Annotated in this window: 18 protein-coding genes; 11 read left to right on the top strand and 7 right to left on the bottom strand. The window is 36.5% G+C overall.

What is annotated here, in order from left to right; all coding sequences use genetic code 11:
- Window positions 1-32: 32 nt before the first annotated feature.
- Window positions 33-923, top strand: coding sequence for a DMT family transporter (locus MZO21_RS06245; protein WP_248101035.1), 891 nt, complete (start codon window positions 33-35; stop codon window positions 921-923).
- 181 nt (window positions 924-1,104) lie between these two features.
- Window positions 1,105-2,154 carry an NAD(P)-dependent alcohol dehydrogenase gene (locus tag MZO21_RS06240; protein WP_248101032.1) on the top strand — a complete coding sequence of 350 codons (1,050 nt, stop codon included), beginning with the start codon at window positions 1,105-1,107 and terminating at the stop codon, window positions 2,152-2,154.
- 89 nt (window positions 2,155-2,243) lie between these two features.
- On the opposite strand, the gene MZO21_RS06235 is transcribed toward MZO21_RS06240, so the two are convergent.
- Window positions 2,244-2,942, bottom strand: coding sequence for a DUF1826 domain-containing protein (locus MZO21_RS06235; protein ID WP_248101029.1), 699 nt, complete (start codon window positions 2,940-2,942; stop codon window positions 2,244-2,246).
- A 188-nt stretch (window positions 2,943-3,130) separates the two neighbouring features.
- Between MZO21_RS06235 and mdh the strand changes: the two genes are divergently transcribed.
- Window positions 3,131-4,303, top strand: a complete 1,173-nt coding sequence (gene mdh, locus MZO21_RS06230; RefSeq protein WP_248101026.1) for an iron-dependent methanol dehydrogenase — start codon at window positions 3,131-3,133, stop codon at window positions 4,301-4,303.
- A 217-nt stretch (window positions 4,304-4,520) separates the two neighbouring features.
- On the opposite strand, the gene MZO21_RS06225 is transcribed toward mdh, so the two are convergent.
- Window positions 4,521-5,699 carry a transcriptional regulator gene (locus MZO21_RS06225; protein WP_248101023.1) on the bottom strand — a complete coding sequence of 393 codons (1,179 nt, stop codon included), beginning with the start codon at window positions 5,697-5,699 and terminating at the stop codon, window positions 4,521-4,523.
- Window positions 5,700-5,902: 203 nt separating this feature from the next.
- On the opposite strand from MZO21_RS06225, the gene exaC reads away from it, so the two are divergent.
- Complete coding sequence (gene exaC, locus MZO21_RS06220) at window positions 5,903-7,414, top strand: acetaldehyde dehydrogenase ExaC (protein ID WP_248101019.1); 1,512 nt, start codon at window positions 5,903-5,905, stop codon at window positions 7,412-7,414.
- 78 nt (window positions 7,415-7,492) lie between these two features.
- Here exaC and MZO21_RS06215 read toward each other — a convergent pair whose 3' ends face one another.
- The gene (locus MZO21_RS06215; protein WP_248101016.1) at window positions 7,493-8,407 is read right to left on the bottom strand and encodes a LysR substrate-binding domain-containing protein; all 915 of its coding nucleotides are present in this window, start codon (window positions 8,405-8,407) and stop codon (window positions 7,493-7,495) included.
- A gap of 152 nt (window positions 8,408-8,559) precedes the next feature.
- Here MZO21_RS06215 and MZO21_RS06210 point away from each other — a divergent pair, with 152 nt between their 5' ends.
- The 4 genes from MZO21_RS06210 to MZO21_RS06195 all read left to right on the top strand — a co-directional run bounded on the left by MZO21_RS06210 (window position 8,560) and on the right by MZO21_RS06195 (window position 12,563).
- Window positions 8,560-9,309, top strand: a complete 750-nt coding sequence (locus MZO21_RS06210) for an SDR family NAD(P)-dependent oxidoreductase (RefSeq protein WP_248101013.1) — start codon at window positions 8,560-8,562, stop codon at window positions 9,307-9,309.
- Window positions 9,310-9,385: 76 nt separating this feature from the next.
- Window positions 9,386-10,684: an MFS transporter gene (locus MZO21_RS06205; RefSeq protein WP_248101010.1), complete on the top strand. Its 1,299-nt coding sequence runs from the start codon at window positions 9,386-9,388 to the stop codon at window positions 10,682-10,684.
- A gap of 14 nt (window positions 10,685-10,698) precedes the next feature.
- The gene (locus tag MZO21_RS06200) at window positions 10,699-11,544 is read left to right on the top strand and encodes a transketolase (protein WP_248101007.1); all 846 of its coding nucleotides are present in this window, start codon (window positions 10,699-10,701) and stop codon (window positions 11,542-11,544) included.
- Window positions 11,545-11,603: 59 nt separating this feature from the next.
- Window positions 11,604-12,563, top strand: a complete 960-nt coding sequence (locus MZO21_RS06195; RefSeq protein ID WP_282441517.1) for a transketolase family protein — start codon at window positions 11,604-11,606, stop codon at window positions 12,561-12,563.
- Between the two features lie 104 nt (window positions 12,564-12,667).
- Here the strand turns inward: MZO21_RS06195 and MZO21_RS06190 are convergent, their stop codons facing one another.
- Window positions 12,668-12,904: a VF530 family DNA-binding protein gene (locus MZO21_RS06190; protein ID WP_248101002.1), complete on the bottom strand. Its 237-nt coding sequence runs from the start codon at window positions 12,902-12,904 to the stop codon at window positions 12,668-12,670.
- A gap of 342 nt (window positions 12,905-13,246) precedes the next feature.
- On the opposite strand from MZO21_RS06190, the gene MZO21_RS06185 reads away from it, so the two are divergent.
- Both MZO21_RS06185 and MZO21_RS06180 read left to right on the top strand, forming a co-directional pair.
- On the top strand, window positions 13,247-14,572 hold the full coding sequence (locus MZO21_RS06185) for an ISNCY family transposase (protein WP_248129642.1): 1,326 nt from the start codon (window positions 13,247-13,249) through the stop codon (window positions 14,570-14,572).
- A 170-nt stretch (window positions 14,573-14,742) separates the two neighbouring features.
- The gene (locus MZO21_RS06180) at window positions 14,743-16,077 is read left to right on the top strand and encodes an ISNCY family transposase (protein ID WP_071851543.1); all 1,335 of its coding nucleotides are present in this window, start codon (window positions 14,743-14,745) and stop codon (window positions 16,075-16,077) included.
- A 116-nt stretch (window positions 16,078-16,193) separates the two neighbouring features.
- On the opposite strand, the gene MZO21_RS06175 is transcribed toward MZO21_RS06180, so the two are convergent.
- On the bottom strand, window positions 16,194-16,952 hold the full coding sequence (locus MZO21_RS06175) for an alpha/beta fold hydrolase (protein ID WP_154773052.1): 759 nt from the start codon (window positions 16,950-16,952) through the stop codon (window positions 16,194-16,196).
- A 575-nt stretch (window positions 16,953-17,527) separates the two neighbouring features.
- Window positions 17,528-17,995 (bottom strand): Cys-tRNA(Pro) deacylase, encoded by a 468-nt coding sequence (ybaK, locus tag MZO21_RS06170; RefSeq protein ID WP_154773053.1) that lies wholly within the window; start codon window positions 17,993-17,995, stop codon window positions 17,528-17,530.
- 303 nt (window positions 17,996-18,298) lie between these two features.
- Here ybaK and MZO21_RS06165 point away from each other — a divergent pair, with 303 nt between their 5' ends.
- Window positions 18,299-18,757, top strand: a complete 459-nt coding sequence (locus MZO21_RS06165; protein WP_154773084.1) for a lytic transglycosylase domain-containing protein — start codon at window positions 18,299-18,301, stop codon at window positions 18,755-18,757.
- Window positions 18,758-18,827: 70 nt separating this feature from the next.
- On the opposite strand, the gene MZO21_RS06160 is transcribed toward MZO21_RS06165, so the two are convergent.
- Window positions 18,828-19,181: a YnfA family protein gene (locus tag MZO21_RS06160; RefSeq protein WP_154773054.1), complete on the bottom strand. Its 354-nt coding sequence runs from the start codon at window positions 19,179-19,181 to the stop codon at window positions 18,828-18,830.
- Between the last annotated feature and the right edge of the window lie 78 nt (window positions 19,182-19,259).

Genomic DNA, 19,259 nt, shown 5'->3' with positions numbered 1-19,259 from the left:
TATTCCAACTCAATAGGAAATTTACATCTTTTATGGCTATAAGTTGGATACTTTTCACCTTAATGGCTGCATTTATGCAGGCATGGCGTAATGCTTTTCAAAAGCAGCTCAGTACAACTGTAGATAGCTATGGTGTAACACTTGCACGTTTTATTTTTGCATTTCCTTTAGCTGGTTTATATCTAAAATTCTTATACGTACAACAGCCTATTACCACTCATGTTAGTTTTCATACAAATTTTTGGATTTATGTTTTTATTGCCGCAATCAGCCAAATATTGGCAACTATTTTAATGGTGCAATTGTTTCGCCAAAAGAATTATGCCATTGGTGTTGGTTTAGCAAAAAGTGAAGCTATTCTTGCAGCAATTATTGGTGTGACTTTATTTGGGGAATATCTAAGTTTATTTGCTTGGTTGGGTGTGTTTTTAGGTGCATTCGCCATCTTTTTGTTAAGTAAAGGCGGTATTCAAGGAACTAAATTTTCTTGGAATACATTACTTATTGGTACAGGAAGTGGTTTGTGTTTTGCCATTACATCCTTATTGGTAAGAGAAGCTAGTTTAGAACTCGATATGTTGCCTGTTTTACACCGCGCAGCTTGGGTTTTATTTACGGTAATTGGTATTCAATGTGCTGTGTTACTTTTTTTCTTAGTCATATTTAAACCTAAAACCTTATGGGCAATGTGGGAGCGGGTAGGACTCGTATTAAAAATCAGTTTGTGTAGCTGCATTGCTTCTTTAGGATGGTTTACAGCCATGAGTATGCAATCAGTTGCACTTGTGAAAACACTGGGGCAAATTGAAATTCTATTTAGTCTGCTTATTTCAGTATATTTATTTAAAGAAAAATTAAAATCTACAGACCATTGGGGATTATTTGGAATTGTACTTGCTGCAATGCTTGTAATTTGGGCTTAATCAAACGTAAATAAGCCAATTATAAAAACTTGAAAGATAGAAGGATTTTTCCTTTAAATATCACTTGAAATTTTTATTAACCAATAAACTAACAAAATACGCATTTCATGTGATATTGATATAAGCAAAGCATTCATAATTTACATCAAATTTATAACATTCAATATTGCCGAGATTAACTATGCCAATTCAAGTATTAGGATACGCAGCACAAACATCTTCTAGCCCTTTAGCACCATATACATTTGAACGCCGTGATCCACGTGAAGATGATGTTGTTATAGATATTGAGTATTGTGGTGTTTGTCATTCAGATTTGCATCAAGCGCGTAATGATTGGGGTTTTAGTACGTTCCCAATAGTTCCTGGACATGAAATTGTAGGTCGAGTGACACAAGTTGGTGCAAAAGCCACTAAATTTAAAGTTGGTGATTTAGTTGGAATTGGCTGTATGGTCGATTCTTGCCGTACTTGTTCATCTTGTGATGCGGGTTTAGAACAATATTGCGAAGAAGGTAATACAGGAACTTATGCAAGTGTAGATCGACATGATGGTCGTACAACGTATGGTGGTTATTCAAAAACAATTGTATGTAGCGAAGCGTTTGTTTTAAAAGTTCCTGAAAATTTAGATACGAAAGCTGTTCCGCCATTATTATGTGCAGGTATTACAACTTGGTCACCATTACGTCATTGGAATATTGGCTCTGGCTCTAAAGTTGCTGTTGTTGGTTTAGGTGGCTTAGGACATATGGCAATTAAATTGGCACATGCATTAGGTGCCGAAGTGACTTTATTTACGCGCTCTACAGATAAAGAGAAAGACGCTAAAATATTAGGTGCGCATCATGTTGTGCTATCTACAGATAAAAACCAAATGAAAGCTGTACGTAATCAATTTGATTTAATTATTGATACCGTACCTTATAACCACGATTTAAAACCTTATATTCCAACGCTATCTTTAAATGGAACAATTGTTTTGGTGGGATATTTAGGCGAAATTAGCACCAATACAGTTCCATTAATTATGGGGCGTAAATCTGTTGCAGGTTCTTTAATTGGTGGGATTGCAGAAACTCAAGAACTACTTGATTTCTGCGGAAAGCATAATATTGTTTCAGACATCGAGATGATTGATATGCATAGTATTAATGATGCATATGAACGTATGTTAAAAAGTGATGTGAAATATAGATTTGTGATTGATGTGAAAAACTTTCAAGCATAAATATCTTTCTAATAAAAAGCCCAAATTTTAGTTTGGGCTTTTTATTACTTTATAAATAGTCGCTAATATTTGCTCAGTTTTATATTCAATTAGCAAATAAGTAACAAGCGATATTCACCATCGTTTTCTTTAGGCGCTCTATGTACGCAAGGTAAAACACTTTGTGTTGGATGATCAACCGCTAAACGCCATAAATGTCCTAAACCTAAATTTACAGGTTTTGCATTAGGTTTTGGCTCATAATGTAAATCAAAAAAATACTCTTCTAAAAACTGATCAAATTCAGCTTCAGAGCCATCATGCAACGCTTTTAATTTTTCTCTGATCTCAGGAATTAGAATTTTTTGTTCAACCTGATCATTAGATACAATGTCACTTGCAGCGCCGTGATATGTACATAAAAAAGTATCTGTTTCTATAGGCGAACGATCTACATGAAATGAATAAACATCTGTTGAAATAAAATCGAGTTCATCATCACGTTCATAACATTTAAGCAAATTCAAAGAAGGCGAAGCGCCAAATTCTGTTAATAGCGCTATATCGTTTAAAATTGTTTTTCGAGCCAAATTTCCATTTTCAGAAAGATTCAAAGCCATTAAATCTTCAATTGAAATTTCTGTAATGTTTTCTTCTAAAGAAAGCTTTGTAGCAATTTCTTTAAAATCACCTGATAAATCTCGCTGCCAACACATTGCATTGTTCAAGCCCTGAAATTTTGTATTAACAAGTTCAAGGAAGCTATTTACGACTCTAATTTGTGGATTTTCTGAAAATGTAGTGTGCATGCTAAAAACGAGATGATTCTGAATAGTTCACATCATACAGGCAGTTTTCTAGAAATGATGCATGCTTGAGAAACATGGATTAAGAGAAGGTAGGTTTTTAGTAGGTAGGATTATCTTTTACTTCATTGAATACTCTAATTACGGTGAGGGTCACCGATAATATAATTAATGGTAGAAGGAATCGAACCATGGCTTTTAAAAATATTGCAGATCAAACGAATGGATTTTACATTCCATGTATTTCACTTTTTGGTCCTGGTTGTGCGAAAGAAATTGGTCGCAAAGCTCAAGATTTAGGTGCGAAGAAAGCTTTGATTGTAACTGATGCAGGTTTATTTAAATTTGGTGTTGCAGATATTATTGCAGGCTACTTAACAGAAGCGAATGTAGAAAGCCATATTTTCCCAGGTGCAGAGCCTAACCCAACAGATACTAACGTTCATAAAGGCGTTGATGCTTATAACCAAAATGGTTGTGATTTCATTGTATCTTTAGGTGGTGGTTCATCGCATGACTGCGCTAAAGGTATTGGCTTAGTAACAGCGGGTGGTGGTCATATTCGTGACTATGAGGGTATTGATAAAAGTAAAGTACCAATGACACCACTTATTGCTGTAAACACTACAGCAGGTACAGCATCTGAAATGACACGCTTTTGTATTATTACCAATACAGACACGCATGTGAAAATGGCAATTGTAGATTGGCGCTGTACACCACTCATTGCAATTGATGATCCTAAACTAATGCTTGCTAAACCTGCAGGTTTAACTGCTGCAACAGGAATGGATGCTTTAACCCATGCAATTGAAGCTTATGTATCTACCGCAGCAAACCCAATTACCGATGCTTGTGCAGAAAAAGCAATTACCATGATTAGCGAATGGCTTAGTCCAGCAGTAGCAAATGGCGATAACCTTGAAGCACGTGATGCAATGAGCTATGCACAATATCTTGCAGGTATGGCATTTAATAATGCATCTTTAGGTTATGTTCATGCAATGGCACATCAACTTGGTGGATTCTACAATTTGCCGCACGGTGTTTGTAATGCCATTTTATTACCGCACGTTTGTGAATTTAACTTAATTGCTTGCCCAGATCGTTATGCGAAAATTGCTCAATTGATGGGTGTGAACACAGAAGGATTAACTGTAACTGAAGCGGCTTATGAAGCAATTGGTGCAATTCGTCAGCTTTCATCTTCAATTGGCATTCCGTCAGGTTTAGCAGAGTTAAATGTTAAAGAAGAAGATTTAGCTGTTATGGCTGAAAATGCTCAAAAAGATGCGTGTATGTTAACAAATCCACGTAAAGCAAATCATGCACAAGTTGTTGATATATTCAGAAATGCAATGTGATTTTTTAATTAAGAAATTGCTTAGTATTTAATTTATATTTCATTTGTCCTGTTTTATTTCATTGTCATAAAGAAGATTATTTCTGTGATGATTGGAGTAAAGCAGGGCTTTTGCATTAAAGCGATATAATATTTATGAGCACATATCATCTTTAATTGAGTAATTACATTTTTTCATTCATTTAACTAAAAACAATAAATACTGAATTTTCAATATTCTAAATATTTTTATATTTTAGATATTTATGATGAATAGGATGTGTTTTGGGTATTAATTCAATTAAACGCTCTACAGCATCAATTGCTTCTGGGAAATGTGCGACATGCTTTAAAAGTACATCAGTTTCATTGGCTTTAAAAATTGCATCGCTTAAACGTGATTCTAAACAATCTCGCCAAGCACACAAAAATGGGCTTTCGGTTTTAGCAAGAAACACGCCTGTACAAAGCTTCAAAGCGGAATCGACATAGCCTGCATCTAAAGACTGTTCTGTAAGTAAGAAATCTGCTTCTACATGCGCCAATAGGCGATAGGGTCTAGAACCCAACATACCTCCGAGTACATCACGTAATTGAGACATTTCAGCTTTTAACGTTCCCATACTTACTTTACGTTCGCCGTATAATGCTTGATGTAAAGTATCTAAACTTAGACCTTGAGGACATAAAGCTAAAATTGTTAAAATTTCAATTTGACGTGGCGTTAAAACTAAAACTCGACCATTAAAAAGAACCTGCGGAACTGAAAAAGCGCGAATAAATAAAGTTTGTTTTTGATATTCCAATAAAGCTGATTGAATAATTGTGGCACAACGTTCAGCAGCTAGTAGGGCTAAACTATTATGTTTTTGCCATGTTGTAGAAAGGTCAATAACACCTAAAATTTGTTTTGAATAGGGATCAATAATTGGGGCTGCATAACACACCCAATCATGAATTGAAGGCATATAGTGTTCGCTAGAAAATACACAGCTCGATTGTTGTGTTTTAAGACTAAGTGCTAAAGCATTTGTACCCACTAATTCTTCACGCCATTGTCCACCTTCAATAAAATGCACACTTTCGGCAGCACTTCTCATTTGTGGGCTAGAAGCAGACCAAATAATGGTACTTCCAATATCGCCAACAGCTAAAACCATTGAAGACTGTTCGGCAATATGCTTTAAATTTTCAGCACAATGTTCCAAAGCACGAGTTAAGGTTAAGGAAGATGTATCAGTTTTTTCATCTTTTAGTGGTGCAGCCAAACGATCTTTGGGGATTTTTGCATGAGATGAGCGTTGCCAAGAACTTAATATACTTTCTTCCAGTTGCTCAGCATGATTAGGAGATAAACTATTGTTTTCTCTTAATCGATCAATATTATGTCTTTTTTGTATTAACTCTTGTTTGGTCATCTGTCCTTGTTCTCATAAAAAATTCTAATTCGCATCCACTCTCATGATTATTTTTATGTAGATATTACAAAATTTATAGAGCTTAAAGCTCCAACCTTTTTCCAACCTTATCTATGTTATCTTAATTAAATAAGGTAAAAGTGTACCTTATACCAAAGCTGTAGAAGTGGCTTAATAATAGTAAATAAGTAAAGGAAATACATATGCGCTACATCGACCCTAATCAACCTGGTTCAAAAGTTAATTTTAAAAGCCAATATGAGAACTTTATTGGTGGACAATGGCGAGCTCCTGTAAAAGGAGAATATTTTGATAATATTTCTCCAGTAGATGGAAAAGTGTTTACTAAAGTACCACGTTCTAGTGTTGAAGATATTGAACTCGCACTTGATGCGGCACATAAAGCTAAAGCTCAATGGAATAAATCTTCTCCAACCACTCGTTCTAATTTACTTTTAAAAATTGCAGACCGTTTAGAAGAAAACTTAGAATTACTTGCTGTTGCTGAAACTTGGGACAACGGTAAGCCAATTCGTGAAACGCTTGCTGCCGATATTCCATTGGCAATTGATCATTTCCGCTATTTTGCAGGCTGTATTCGTGCGCAAGAAGGTGGAATTTCTGAAATTGATGAAGATACCATTGCGTACCATTTCCATGAGCCTTTAGGTGTTGTTGGGCAAATTATTCCATGGAATTTCCCAATTCTAATGGCGACTTGGAAGCTTGCTCCAGCACTTGCAGCAGGTAACTGTATTGTACTTAAACCCGCAGAACAAACGCCTGTTAGTATTTTAGTTTTAGTCGAACTTATTCAAGATTTATTACCTGAAGGGGTTCTAAACATTGTAAATGGTTATGGCGTTGAAGTTGGTCGTCCATTAGCAACAAGCCCTCGTATTGCAAAAGTTGCCTTTACAGGTTCAACTGCTGTAGGTCAGCAGATCATGCAATATGCGACAGAAAATATTATTCCAGTAACACTTGAATTAGGTGGAAAATCACCAAATATTTTCTTTGAAGATGTAATGGCGCAACAAGATGATTACCTAGAAAAAGCGCTTGAAGGCTTTACAATGTTTGCCCTTAACCAAGGTGAAATTTGTACTTGTCCATCTCGTGCATTAGTACAAGAGAGCATTGCAGATCAGTTCTTAGAATTGGCTGTTGAGCGTGTTAAACGTATTAAAACAGGTCATCCATTAGATACTACAACAATGATTGGTGCACAGGCATCGCAAGAACAACAAGACAAAATTTTGGGTTGTATTGCGACAGGACGTTCTGAAGGCGCACAATTATTAACAGGTGGTAATGAGCGACATGATGTTGGTCAAGGTTTCTATATTGAGCCAACAATTTTAAAAGGTACAAATAACATGCGTACTTTCCAAGAAGAAATTTTTGGTCCAGTACTTGCGGTAACAACGTTTAAAGACTTTGATGATGCAATTAAAATTGCCAATGATACGATTTATGGTTTAGGAGCAGGAGTGTGGTCACGTTCTGCACATACGTCTTACCGTGCGGGTCGTGCAATTGAAGCTGGTCGAGTATGGACAAACTGTTACCATCTTTATCCTGCGCATGCTGCTTTCGGTGGCTATAAAAAATCAGGTATTGGTCGTGAAAACCATAAGATGATGCTCGATCATTATCAACAAACTAAAAACCTATTAGTAAGTTACTCTACTAAGCCGATGGGTTTCTTCTAATCTGAATAATTGATGTAATTTAAAGCGAACTTCGGTTCGCTTTTTTAATGACGAGGAGTTATGGGCCGTAGAAGTTATTCATTCACTCTGTTTATTAATTTCATCATTAATCCAGTGTAAAAAATGATTCATTTTATTAATATTCTCATGCGTGCGAGGATAAACTAAATGATGTGCGGATATAGGGATAGATAAATCGTCTGGAAATACTTTTACTAACTTGCCAGTTTCTAAATAATTTTGTGTAAGAAGATTACTTTCAAGAACAAAACCTAATCCATTTGTTGCTGCTTCTAATGACATATAAGAACGATCAAAGCTAAAAGCATAAGGTATCTCAGGAATACTCAATCCTTGATGAGCAAACCATTGAGGCCAAGTTATTAATGTTGATCTAGATAAAATTAACTCACTTTTCAATAAATCTTTTGGTGTAATTGCTGGACTGCGTTTAAGTAGTTTTGGTGAGGCAAGAACTTCTAATTTTTCACTTCTAATGGTTCTAATTTCAACGCCTGTCCAGTTAGGAGTTCCATGGCGTATATCGATATCTATTTTATCTCTTGTAAAATGAAGGGTTTCATAAGAGCAAGATAAGTTTACTTGAATTTGTGGAAATTTCTCTTTAAATGATTCCAGTCGTGGGAGTAGCCAAAGTAATCCAAAACTTGGAGAAGAATGAATATATAAACTATCTTTTGGACTTTTCTCGGCAGCTTTTTCTGTAGCTAATGTAAGACTATGCAAAATATTAGTAATATCTTGAAAATATCGCTCACCAGAAGTTGTTAATGTGACGCCTCTCGCTCCACGAATAAACAGATTTTGCCCAATTAATTGTTCTAATTTCGCAATCTGATGGCTAACAGCCGATGGCGTAAGATTCAAAATTTCCGCAGCTTTTGCCACATTACCCAAACGAGCTGTTTGTTCAAATGCTTGTAATGTTTTAACTGAAGGGACTTGATTGTAATTTTTTTCAGCATTAATCATAAAAATATCCATATTTCTATTAAATTTGTATTCAAAATATCATAGACATGAATAAAATTCATGTCTTGTTGAATTCAACTTTATTGCTCCAAGTCTTATAAAAAGAGACTCTAGATATGAACTAAATAAAGTAACTCTAGGGGAAGTTAAAAATGTTACTACAAGGGAAGGTAGCGTTAATTACAGGTGCAGCATCAGAGCGCGGTATTGGTCGAGCAACAGCCGAGACTTTTGCGAAGCAAGGTGCAAAAATTATTATTGTCGATTTGGATATTATCCAAAGCCAAAAAGCTGCAAAAGCTCTAGGTGAAGGGCATTTGGGCTTAGCTGCAAATGTTGCAAATGAAGAGCAAGCACATGCAGCAGTTGATCAAGCTCTTCAGCAATATGGAAAAATTGATATCTTAGTAAATAATGCAGGTATAACTCAGCCTGTAAAAACACTTGATATTAAAAGAAATGACTATGACCGAATTTTAGATGTAAGTCTACGTGGCACGCTCATAATGTCTCAAGCAGTTATCCCATCAATGAAGGAACGTGGAGGAGGAAGTATTGTTTGCTTATCTTCAGTTTCAGCACAACGTGGTGGCGGTATTTTTGGTGGTCCACACTATAGTGCTGCAAAAGCAGGTGTTTTGGGATTAGCGAAAGCTATGGCACGAGAATTTGGTTCCGATAATATTCGTGTGAATTCTCTTACTCCGGGGCTTATTCAAACAGATATTACGAGTGGATTAATGAATGATGATAGACGTCATGACATTCTTGCAGGAATCCCATTAGGTCGCTTAGGTCAAGCTCAAGATGTTGCAAATGCTGCATTATTTCTAGCGAGTGACTTATCAACATATCTAACCGGCGTAACACTAGATGTAAATGGCGGAATGCTTATTCATTAAAAACTATATTATTGAATAATAAATAGAATTAAGACTACAAGAGGATATTGTAGTCTTAGATAAAGGGACTCATTAAATGGATACTATACTTTCATCTGATACAGATACTATTCGTAAATCTGCATATCGGAAAATTGCATTTAGGCTAATGCCATTTTTAATGCTTTGTTATTTCTGTGCTTACTTAGACCGAGTAAATGTTGGTTTTGCCAAGCTTCAAATGATGAGTGATTTACAGTTTAGTGAAGCTGTATATGGTTTAGGTGCCGGCATCTTCTTTTTAGGATATTTTTTATTTGAAGTACCTAGCAATATTGTTCTTCATAAGGTTGGAGCTCGCCGTTGGATTGCTCGAATTATGATTACATGGGGTATTTTGTCAGGTTGTTTCGCTTTTGTAGAAACAGAATGGCAATTTTATACTTTACGTTTTTTACTAGGTGTTGCTGAGGCTGGTTTAGCGCCTGGTTTACTGCTTTATCTTACATATTGGTTTCCATCTTATCGTCGTGCTCGTATGACTGTATTGTGGTTCATCGCAATTCCAATTTCAGGAATGATTGGTGGTCCATTATCAGGTTTAATCATGGATCAAATGAATAATGTTCAAGGATGGCATGGTTGGCAATGGATGTTTGTACTTGAGGCATTACCTACAGTCATAGTTGGTTTCTTTGTATTGGCTGTATTAAAAGATTCTGTTCAAGATGCACATTGGTTAACAAGTGCTGAGAAAAATTTAGTTCAGCGTGAAATTGCACAAGATAATGAGCAAAAAGAAGGGCATAACGGAATTAAAGATTTCATCCGAGATAAGCGCTTATGGTTATTAGCATGTATTTATTTCTGTGTCGTAATGGGGCAATACGCGATAACGTTCTGGCTTCCAACTTTAGTTCGAAACTCAGGTATTAGTGATAATTGGCATATTGGCTTATTAACAAGCTTACCTTATATGTGTGCAATTGTTGTAATGCTATTGGCCGGTCGCAGCGGAGATCATTTTAGAGAGCGTCGTTGGCACTTAGTTATACCCATGTGTGCTGGTGCTGCTGCACTTACTTTAGCAACATTATTTGCCTCAAATTTAACGTTATCACTCATCTTCTTATGCATAGCTGCTTCAGGTGTTCTTGCTGCATCTTCATTATTTTGGATGTTACCAACTAATTTTTTAGGTGGTGTTTCTGCCGCAGCAGGCATTGCAGGTATTAATAGTTTTGCTAACCTCGCAGGATTTTGTTCACCATTCTTAATTGGTTGGATTACAACAAATACAGGCTCAAATGCTATTGGAATGTTCTTAATTACAGCAGTTTTACTGATCGGTGCGACCTTAGTGCTACGTGTTCCGGCAAAACTTGTTAATCGCTAATAAGAGAAAATATCATGTTAAAAATTAATAGATTGCATCAAATTACCGAGTTAAAACAACGTGCTTACAATATTCGTCAACATGCTTTACGTATGGGGCAAGTACAAGGCCAAGGGTACGTAGGCCAAGCGCTAGGTGCAGCAGATTTACTTGCCGTTTCTTATTTCCATGCAATGAAATATCAGCCAGAAAACCCAGAGTGGGAAGGGCGTGACCGATTTTATCTTTCTATTGGTCATTATGCGATTGCATTATATGCAGCCCTCATTGAAGCAAACGTTATTCCTTTGGAAGAGTTAGAAACATACGGATCTGACGACAGTCGATTACCAATGTCAGGAATGGCGTCATATACACCTGGTATGGAAATTACAGGTGGATCTTTAGGTCATGGTTTAGGAATTGCAGTTGGAGCATGTTTGGGTTTAAAACAGAAAAACTCAAATGCCTTTGTTTATAATTTATTGTCAGATGGTGAGTTAAATGAAGGATCTACATGGGAAGCAGTGATGTCTGCATCACATTGGAAGTTAGATAATTTAATTGCGATTATTGATGTTAATAATCAACAAGCAGATGGACATTCTAGCGACATTCTTGCTTTTGAACCAATTGTAGATCGTTGGGAATCATTCGGTTGGTATACCCAAAGAGTTGATGGTAATGAGGTTGAGGATTTGCTAGAAGCATTTGATAATGCAAGAAATCACAAAGGAAAGAACCCAAGAGTAATTATTTGTGACACCAAAATGGGGAAAGGCGTTTCATTTTTAGAAAGCCGTGAAAAAACACATTTCATTCGTGTAGATGAACATGAATGGGATGAAGCTTTAAATATTCTAACCCACTATGGTAAATAAGGAGAGCACAAGTGAGTACAGTAGAAAATTTACCTAAGAAAAAACTTACAACTTCAGCAATGATTGCGTCAATTGCTAATGAAGGACAACCCACAAAATCTGCACCGTTTGGACATGCATTAAATGCTTTAGCAAAAGAGAATTCTAGTGTGGTTGGTTTATCTGCAGATTTATCTAAATATACGGATTTACATATCTTTGCAAAAGAAAATCCAAATAAATTTTTCCAAATGGGTATGGCTGAACAGCTTTTAATGAGTGCAGCAGCTGGATTGGCACGAGAAGGATTTATTCCTTTTGCAACAACTTATGCCGTATTTGCATCTCGTCGTGCTTATGACTTTATCTGTATGGCAATTGCAGAAGATAACCTTAATGTCAAAATTGTAGCGGCTCTTCCAGGCTTGACTACAGGATATGGTCCAAGTCATCAAGCTACAGACGATATTGCAATTTTCAGAGCAATGCCAAATCTTATGATTATTGATCCATGTGATGCATTAGAGATTGAACAGGTGATACCTCAGATTGCGGCTCATCAAGGGCCAGTTTATATGCGTCTTTTACGAGGTCAAGTTCCACTCGTGTTAGATAAATATAATTACCAGTTTAAACTTGGTAAAGCTCAAGTTATTAAACCAGGCAAGGATATTTTAATTATCTCGACAGGATTGTTAACTATGCGAGCTCTAGAGGCTGCGGAGGAACTTGAAAAAGAAGGCATTGAAGTTTCAGTTTTGCATGTACCAACAATAAAACCTTTAGATGAGAAAACAATTTTAAATGAGGTTTCTAAAGGTGGACGACCAGTTCTTAGCGCTGAAAATCACTCTGTAATTGGTGGTTTAGGAGAAGCTGTTGGAACGCTTCTTTTAAGAAATGGCTTACATCCACAGTTTGATATGATTGGTTTACCTGATGCATTTTTGGATGCGGGTGCTTTACCAACATTGCATGATCGATATGGAATTTCAACAGAAGCAGTCAAGGATAAAATTAAGAAACACTTAAAATCTTAAAATTAGTTCATCGCTAAATTAAGCATAATGTTATTAACATTATGCTTAATTTTACACAAATAGCCATTTTATTTAAGTTCAATATAGCTGCTAAATTTTGATTGTTAAGATTTCTGTTTGGCTTTTTGGCGTAAAACATACAAATATAAGTTTTCTACTTTTTCACGTGCCCATGGTGTAGTGCGCAAGAATCGCAATGATGATTTAACACTTGGATCTATACAAAAACATCTAATTTCAATTTTATGACTTAAACCTTCAAAACCTCCGTAGTAATCCAGCAATTCATCCAAAATATCAGCAAGCTTTTTGCCGTGTAACGGGTCATTGGAAGAGTTCATAACAGATCAACATTTTCAGGGAGGTCATCATTATAACCTGAGCGAACTGAAATACGAGAGCGTTAAAGTTTAAACGTAATTAAGATGGAAAATAACAGATTATCTTTTGGCTAACATTTTTTATAAATATCTATTCGTTAAATTCTAATAATTAGGTGATCATTATAAATAGTATGTGAATAGGCAATTTACATAATATTCAATTTAACATAATATACATTATACGAAATGTTTTTGTAAGCCCAAAATAGAAATGTCCGGTTTCTCCAAAGTAAAAATGTCCGCTTTTAGAATATGCACTTTTGCGATTATTGAAGCGGACGGTTTGATATGTTGGTGTCTATGTCGGATAAAGAACTTAAACGATTGTCGGTCTTGCAGGAAATCTGCGATCAACGCATAACTCAATCCCAGGCTGCTCAGCTACTTCATATTTCAGAACGTCAGATCAGACGCTTACTGCAGAAATACAAAGCTCAAGGCCCAGCTGCATTAGCCCATGCTGGTCGTGGCCAAACCAGCAACTGCAAACTTCCTGAAGAACTCAGACTCAAGTGCCTCAATATTGTTTCGGATCAACTCCATGGTTTCGGACCCACTTTAGCGCATGAAAAGCTCACTACCGTTCATGGATTCGATCTTTCAGTGGAAACCCTGCGTTGCTGGATGATTGCAGCCGATTTATGGATTCCTCGCTCCAAGCGCCTGAAACGCCCATATCAGCCTCGATATAACCGAGATTGTTATGGTGAACTGGTACAAATCGATGGCTCACACCATGACTGGTTTGAAGGAAGAGCCGCTAAATGCTGTCTGCTAGTCTTTATCGATGATGCCACAGGCAAATTGCAGCATTTACGCTTCTGTGAATCAGAATCAGCCTTTGACTATATGATTTCGACACGCTTGTATGTTGAACAGCATGGTAAGCCTTTAGCGTTTTACAGCGACAAACATTCAGTCTTTAGGGTGAATCAAAGCAGCAAGAAAGACAGCAAGATTACCCAGTTTGGACGCGTACTCAGTACCCTCAATATCGATATCATCTTCGCTAACTCACCCCAGGCCAAAGGTCGCGTAGAACGTGCCAACAGAACCCTTCAGGACCGTCTGATCAAGGAAATGCGCCTGGAGGGTATCAATTCGATTGCAGATGCGAATAAGTGGTTACCCTACTTTATCGAGCAGTTTAATCGTAAATTTGCCAAGATGGCTTTTAATCCCAAGGATCTACACCGGACTGTCACTGAAACAGCTGAGGAATTAGATGATGTTTTTACCTGGCGTGAACCCCGTAGAGTCACGAATAGCTTGACCATTACTTATGATAAATGCGTATATCTCCTGGAGAATACAGAGGAAAATCAGAGGCTAATCGGTAAATATCTTGAATTTCTGGAATACCCTGATGGTACGGTAGCGATTGAGCATCAAGGTCGGAAGATCAATTACAGCATCTTCGATAAGTTAAGTCAGCTCAACCAGCGAGAGATCGTTGAGAATAAACGTTTGGGTTCAGTCTTGGCTCATATCCAGCAACAGCATGAAGAATTGGAACAGCAAAACAAACGTAATCGTTCTCAAAAGATGCCACGTAGACGTGCACAGAAAACAGCAATCAAAGAACGAAATCTGAATCCTGTGCTTGACTTGGAAAGTCCTGTATAGGACATTTCTATTTGGTTATTAGGTAGGACATTTCTACTTGGGAATAACAGTTTTTGTTAGAACCCATTTAATGTTTTTGTTAGAACCCATTTAAAGTGTCTATATTCTCACCAATAAAAATGTCTGGTTTATGATGGTTTTTATCACCATGGACTGGATATAAAATATAGATGCTGATCACTATGTCTGACAAAGAAATTCAACGTCTTGCAGTTCTGCAAGACGTTCGAGATCATCGTATTACCCAAGTCCGTGCTGCTGAAATCCTGAATCTTTCCACCCGTCAAATTACCCGGTTATTGCAGAAGCTCAATCAAGATGGTGTTTCAGGCATGACGCATGCCAGTCGTGGTCAACCGGGCCATCATCGCCATGACGATTTATTAAAATCGCAATGTCTTTCCATTATTTCTGAACATCTGCTGGGCTTTGGACCTACCTTGGCGCATGAGAAGCTCAGCAGCATGTTTGACCTGAATATCCCGGTAGAAACGGTTCGGCGCTGGATGACTGCAAATGACCTTTGGATTCCGCGATCCAAACGTCTAAAACGCCCATACCAGCCACGCTATAACCGTGATTGCTTCGGTGAGCTGATCCAGATTGATGGCTCATATCATGACTGGTTTGAAGGAAGAGCCACCAAATGCTGTTTGCTGGTTTATATCGATGATGCTACCGGCAAGCTGTTGCATCTACGCTTTTGTGAGGCTGAAACGACCTTTGACTATATGCTTTCAACCCGAGCCTACATTGAGCAATACGGCAAGCCCTTGGCCTTTTATAGCGATAAACACTCGGTATTTAGAGTCAACCAGAAATCCAGGCAAGACAGCCAGATCACGCAATTTGGGCGGATTCTGAATGAGTTAAACATTGATATTATCTTCGCCAATTCACCCCAGGCCAAAGGTCGCGTAGAGCGAGCGAATAGAACCCTTCAGGACCGTTTGATCAAGGAGATGCGCCTGGAAGGCATCTGTTCGATTGCAGAAGCAAATGCCTGGTTGCCCTGCTTTATTGAGCAGTTCAATCAGAAGTTCGCCAAATGTGCGCGAAACTCAAAGAACCTGCATCGACCATTAACCGAATCTGATCTTGAACTGGATGATATTTTTACCTGGCAGGAACCGCGTAAGGTCACCAAGAACCTGACGATTACCTATGACAAATGTATTTATCTGCTTGAACCGACAGAGCTGAATCATAAGCTTGCTGGGCAATACGTTTCATTTCTGGAGTATCCGGATGGCACTGTGGCCCTCATGCATGAAGGACGAAAGCTCAACTACAGCATCTTCAATAAATTGGCTGGGCTGCAGCAAAATGAGATTGTTGAGAATAAACGGTTAGGTTCAGTCCTGGCGCATATCCAGCAACAACATGAAGAATTGGAGAAGCAGAATAAACGTTCCCGTGCCAAGAAAAGTATGCCGAGCCGTAAAGCTCAGAAAGCTGTTATTGGACAAAGAAATTTAAATCCTGTGCTTGACTCTTGTGGTTAAAAACAGGACATTTAAAATGGTTTATCGCATAGACATTTTAATTGGTGAATAACAGTTTAATGCTTTAAAAAATGCACCTATATATGTAGCTCTAGATGCATTTATAAATGAATAGATTAAATAAAACTTTGAATGTGTTCTAACACTTCATTTGTTTTTTCAGCATGTAACCAATGACCAGCACCATTTACCGTAACAATAGTTGCATTTGGAAATTGTGAATAGACAGCTTGTTGCTGTGCTTCTTGCGCTAAATATGGTGAAACGCCACCACGAATGAAAATTGCAGGAACTTCGCTACGTACAGTATCCCAAGCTAAAATATTTGAGTAATTATCATAAAGCGCTTTTACGTTAAACAACCAATGACCTTTACTAAATGATTTCATTAAAAATTGAATGACCATTTCTTCTTTTAAATGATTACGCATAATAGCTAATGCTTCTTGGCGAGATTCAATCTGAGCGTTTTCTACAGCAAATAATGCTTCAAAAATTTTATCATGATTACGCTGTGTAGCAGCATAAGGCGCCATATCAAGCACAATAAGCTTTTCTAAACGATTCTGTGCAATCTCAGCCAATTTCATGGAAATTTTTCCACCCATTGAGTGACCAACTACAATAAAGTTTTGAATATTTAAATGATCTAATGTTTCTAGTACATCTTGCGCCATTAAAGGATAGTTAATTTCACTAGAATGTTCAGATTTTCCATGATTACGAACATCAATTTGAACAACATGATGCGTTTGGGTAAATGCCCTTGCCAGCATACCTAAATTACTTAAACTACCAAATAAACCATGTATAAATACAATGGTTTGGGCATCACTAAAATTTGGGTTTTTATTGAATTCATGATGAAGAATCATATAAGTATTTGGTCTTTGATTTTTGAGATTATTTATTATAGGTGATATTTAAATTTTGAAGAAAATAAAATTTTGCTTAGGCTATTTTATTATATTATTTTTTAGACTTTTCAATCAAACCTTACTAACGCTTTATTGTGAATGTTCATTACCATTCAAACAGTTATAAAAGCATATTTTCAGAATTCGTAGCAATAAAAAGAACTATGTTTGCAAATGCAAAGCCTAGTTTTAGTGCCTAACTAGCAATACTTTGAGTGATTCATTAATCTTTATTTAATCTATTTACGTTTAATGACACATGGTTTTATCTTTGAAAAATGCTTTTAAGGCCACCCTCTTTCAAACAAAGAAATTGTTAAAATCCCATCAAAATTGCTTAGGCTATTTAGAGAAATAGAGATATTAACAGCGTTTTATTGTTTAGCTATTTTAATGAACTTTGATTTTATAGCGTATATATCCCCGAACATTTTTTAACTTTCATAATTATTGTAAACTTCAAATAAATAAGGCTTATTTTTCAACCTTAAAATAAGCCTCGTTTTAATTAAAAACTGTTCCTGAATTATTAATTAAACATCTAATATATCTGCAAAACTTGCACCTAATACTTTTGCTAAATCCTGAGGGTTTAATCCAATATCTAAGCCGCGTTTACCGCCACTTACATACACTTTATCCAACGATTCTGCCGTTACATCAATAACTGTTTTAAGACGTTTTTTCTGACCGATAGGACTAATTCCACCAACTAAATATCCTGTTAAACGTTCAGCATCTTTAGGGTCTGCCATGTGCAATTTTTTACAACCTAATGCAGTCGCAACTTTCTTTAAATTTAGTTGATGATTCACAGGTAATATAGCAACGAAATAGGTTTTATCGTCTGTCACCATTAATGTTTTAAACACCACATGAACATCTAAACCTAACTTTTCAGCTGCTTCTAAACCAAAACTTTTGGCATTCGTATCGTGTTCATATTCATGAATGCTGTATTCAATTTTATTCGATTTTAAAATTTTACATGCAGGTGTCATTGGTCTTTCAATTAGAAATCATGAGGAATTAATTATAAGCTTTTTAAGTAGTCTTGTTAATTTCTAAAGCCTTAATTTAAATCAATTCCTGTAAACAAACTCTATAAAATCGTTGCGAATATATGCTTGACGCTAAACATAAGCTTTACTTATATTTGTACGCAATATTTGGCTGAGTTGGTTTGAATTTTGTTTACTTTTAAAAGCGTTAATTTCTTTCGTAAAATAACAAAATCTGATGTTTTAAAAATTGTAGGGGTTTCTTTAGCTGCAATTTCTTTTACAGGATGTTCATCACTAGGAATGGGTTCTGTAGAAAAACGTGCTACAAAATTATCTGCGGGAATTCAACGTGCGTATTCTGTAAATCCAACCACAGCAAATCGAGTTTCACCTATTATTGTGGCAACTGCTGACCGTTATGATATGGATCCCCTGCTTATTGCGGCACTTATTCGCCAAGAATCATCTTATAGACCAACTGTTGTTTCAAATGCAACAGCAGTTGGCTTAACACAAGTCATTCCACGTTATTGGCAAAATATTTGCCCTGGCGATTTATTTGATGAAGCTGCCAATGTAAATTGTGGTACCTATGTTTTGAAAAAGTATGAAGCATCTGCAGGTAGCATGCCAAAAGCTTTGGCCTATTATAACGTTGGCCCAACGGGTTATAACACCAATCGTAAAATGAAAAAACAAGGTAAACGCTACGCTAAACAAGTGAAACAGCATAGAAAAGATTTAAAACATGCACTTTAATTTAGTGTCGTTTTAAACAAAAAAAGGATGCATTTAAGCATCCTTTTTTTTAATGGTGAATTCATTAGTTTTAACGAATAAGACCTTGTGGTTGTAAAATAATAATAGCTGCGCCAGTAATTACAACCAGACCACCCATAATATCCCAACGGCTTAAACTGACATGATCGACATATTTAAGCCATATTAATGCTGTGAAAATATAGATTCCGCCATAAGCTGCATAAATACGACCAGATGCAGCAGGATGTAAAGTTAATAACCACACAAACACGGCGAGACTAATTGCAGTAGGAATCCACAACCAATGGCTTTTTCCTTGATTTAAAATTAAATACGGGAAATAACATCCTAATATTTCTGCAATAGCCGTAATAAAGAACAAAAAGAATGTCGTGATTATTTTTGTGATTTGAAAATCCATACATATACCTCACAACATTTACTTTTATTGGGTTCAATAAAAATAACCCGTGCTTGCACGAGTTATTTTTCTTAATTT

Source organism: Acinetobacter portensis, assembly GCF_023158935.1.
Taxonomy (GTDB): domain Bacteria; phylum Pseudomonadota; class Gammaproteobacteria; order Pseudomonadales; family Moraxellaceae; genus Acinetobacter; species Acinetobacter faecalis.
This window is presented reverse-complemented; position numbering and strand designations above follow the sequence as displayed.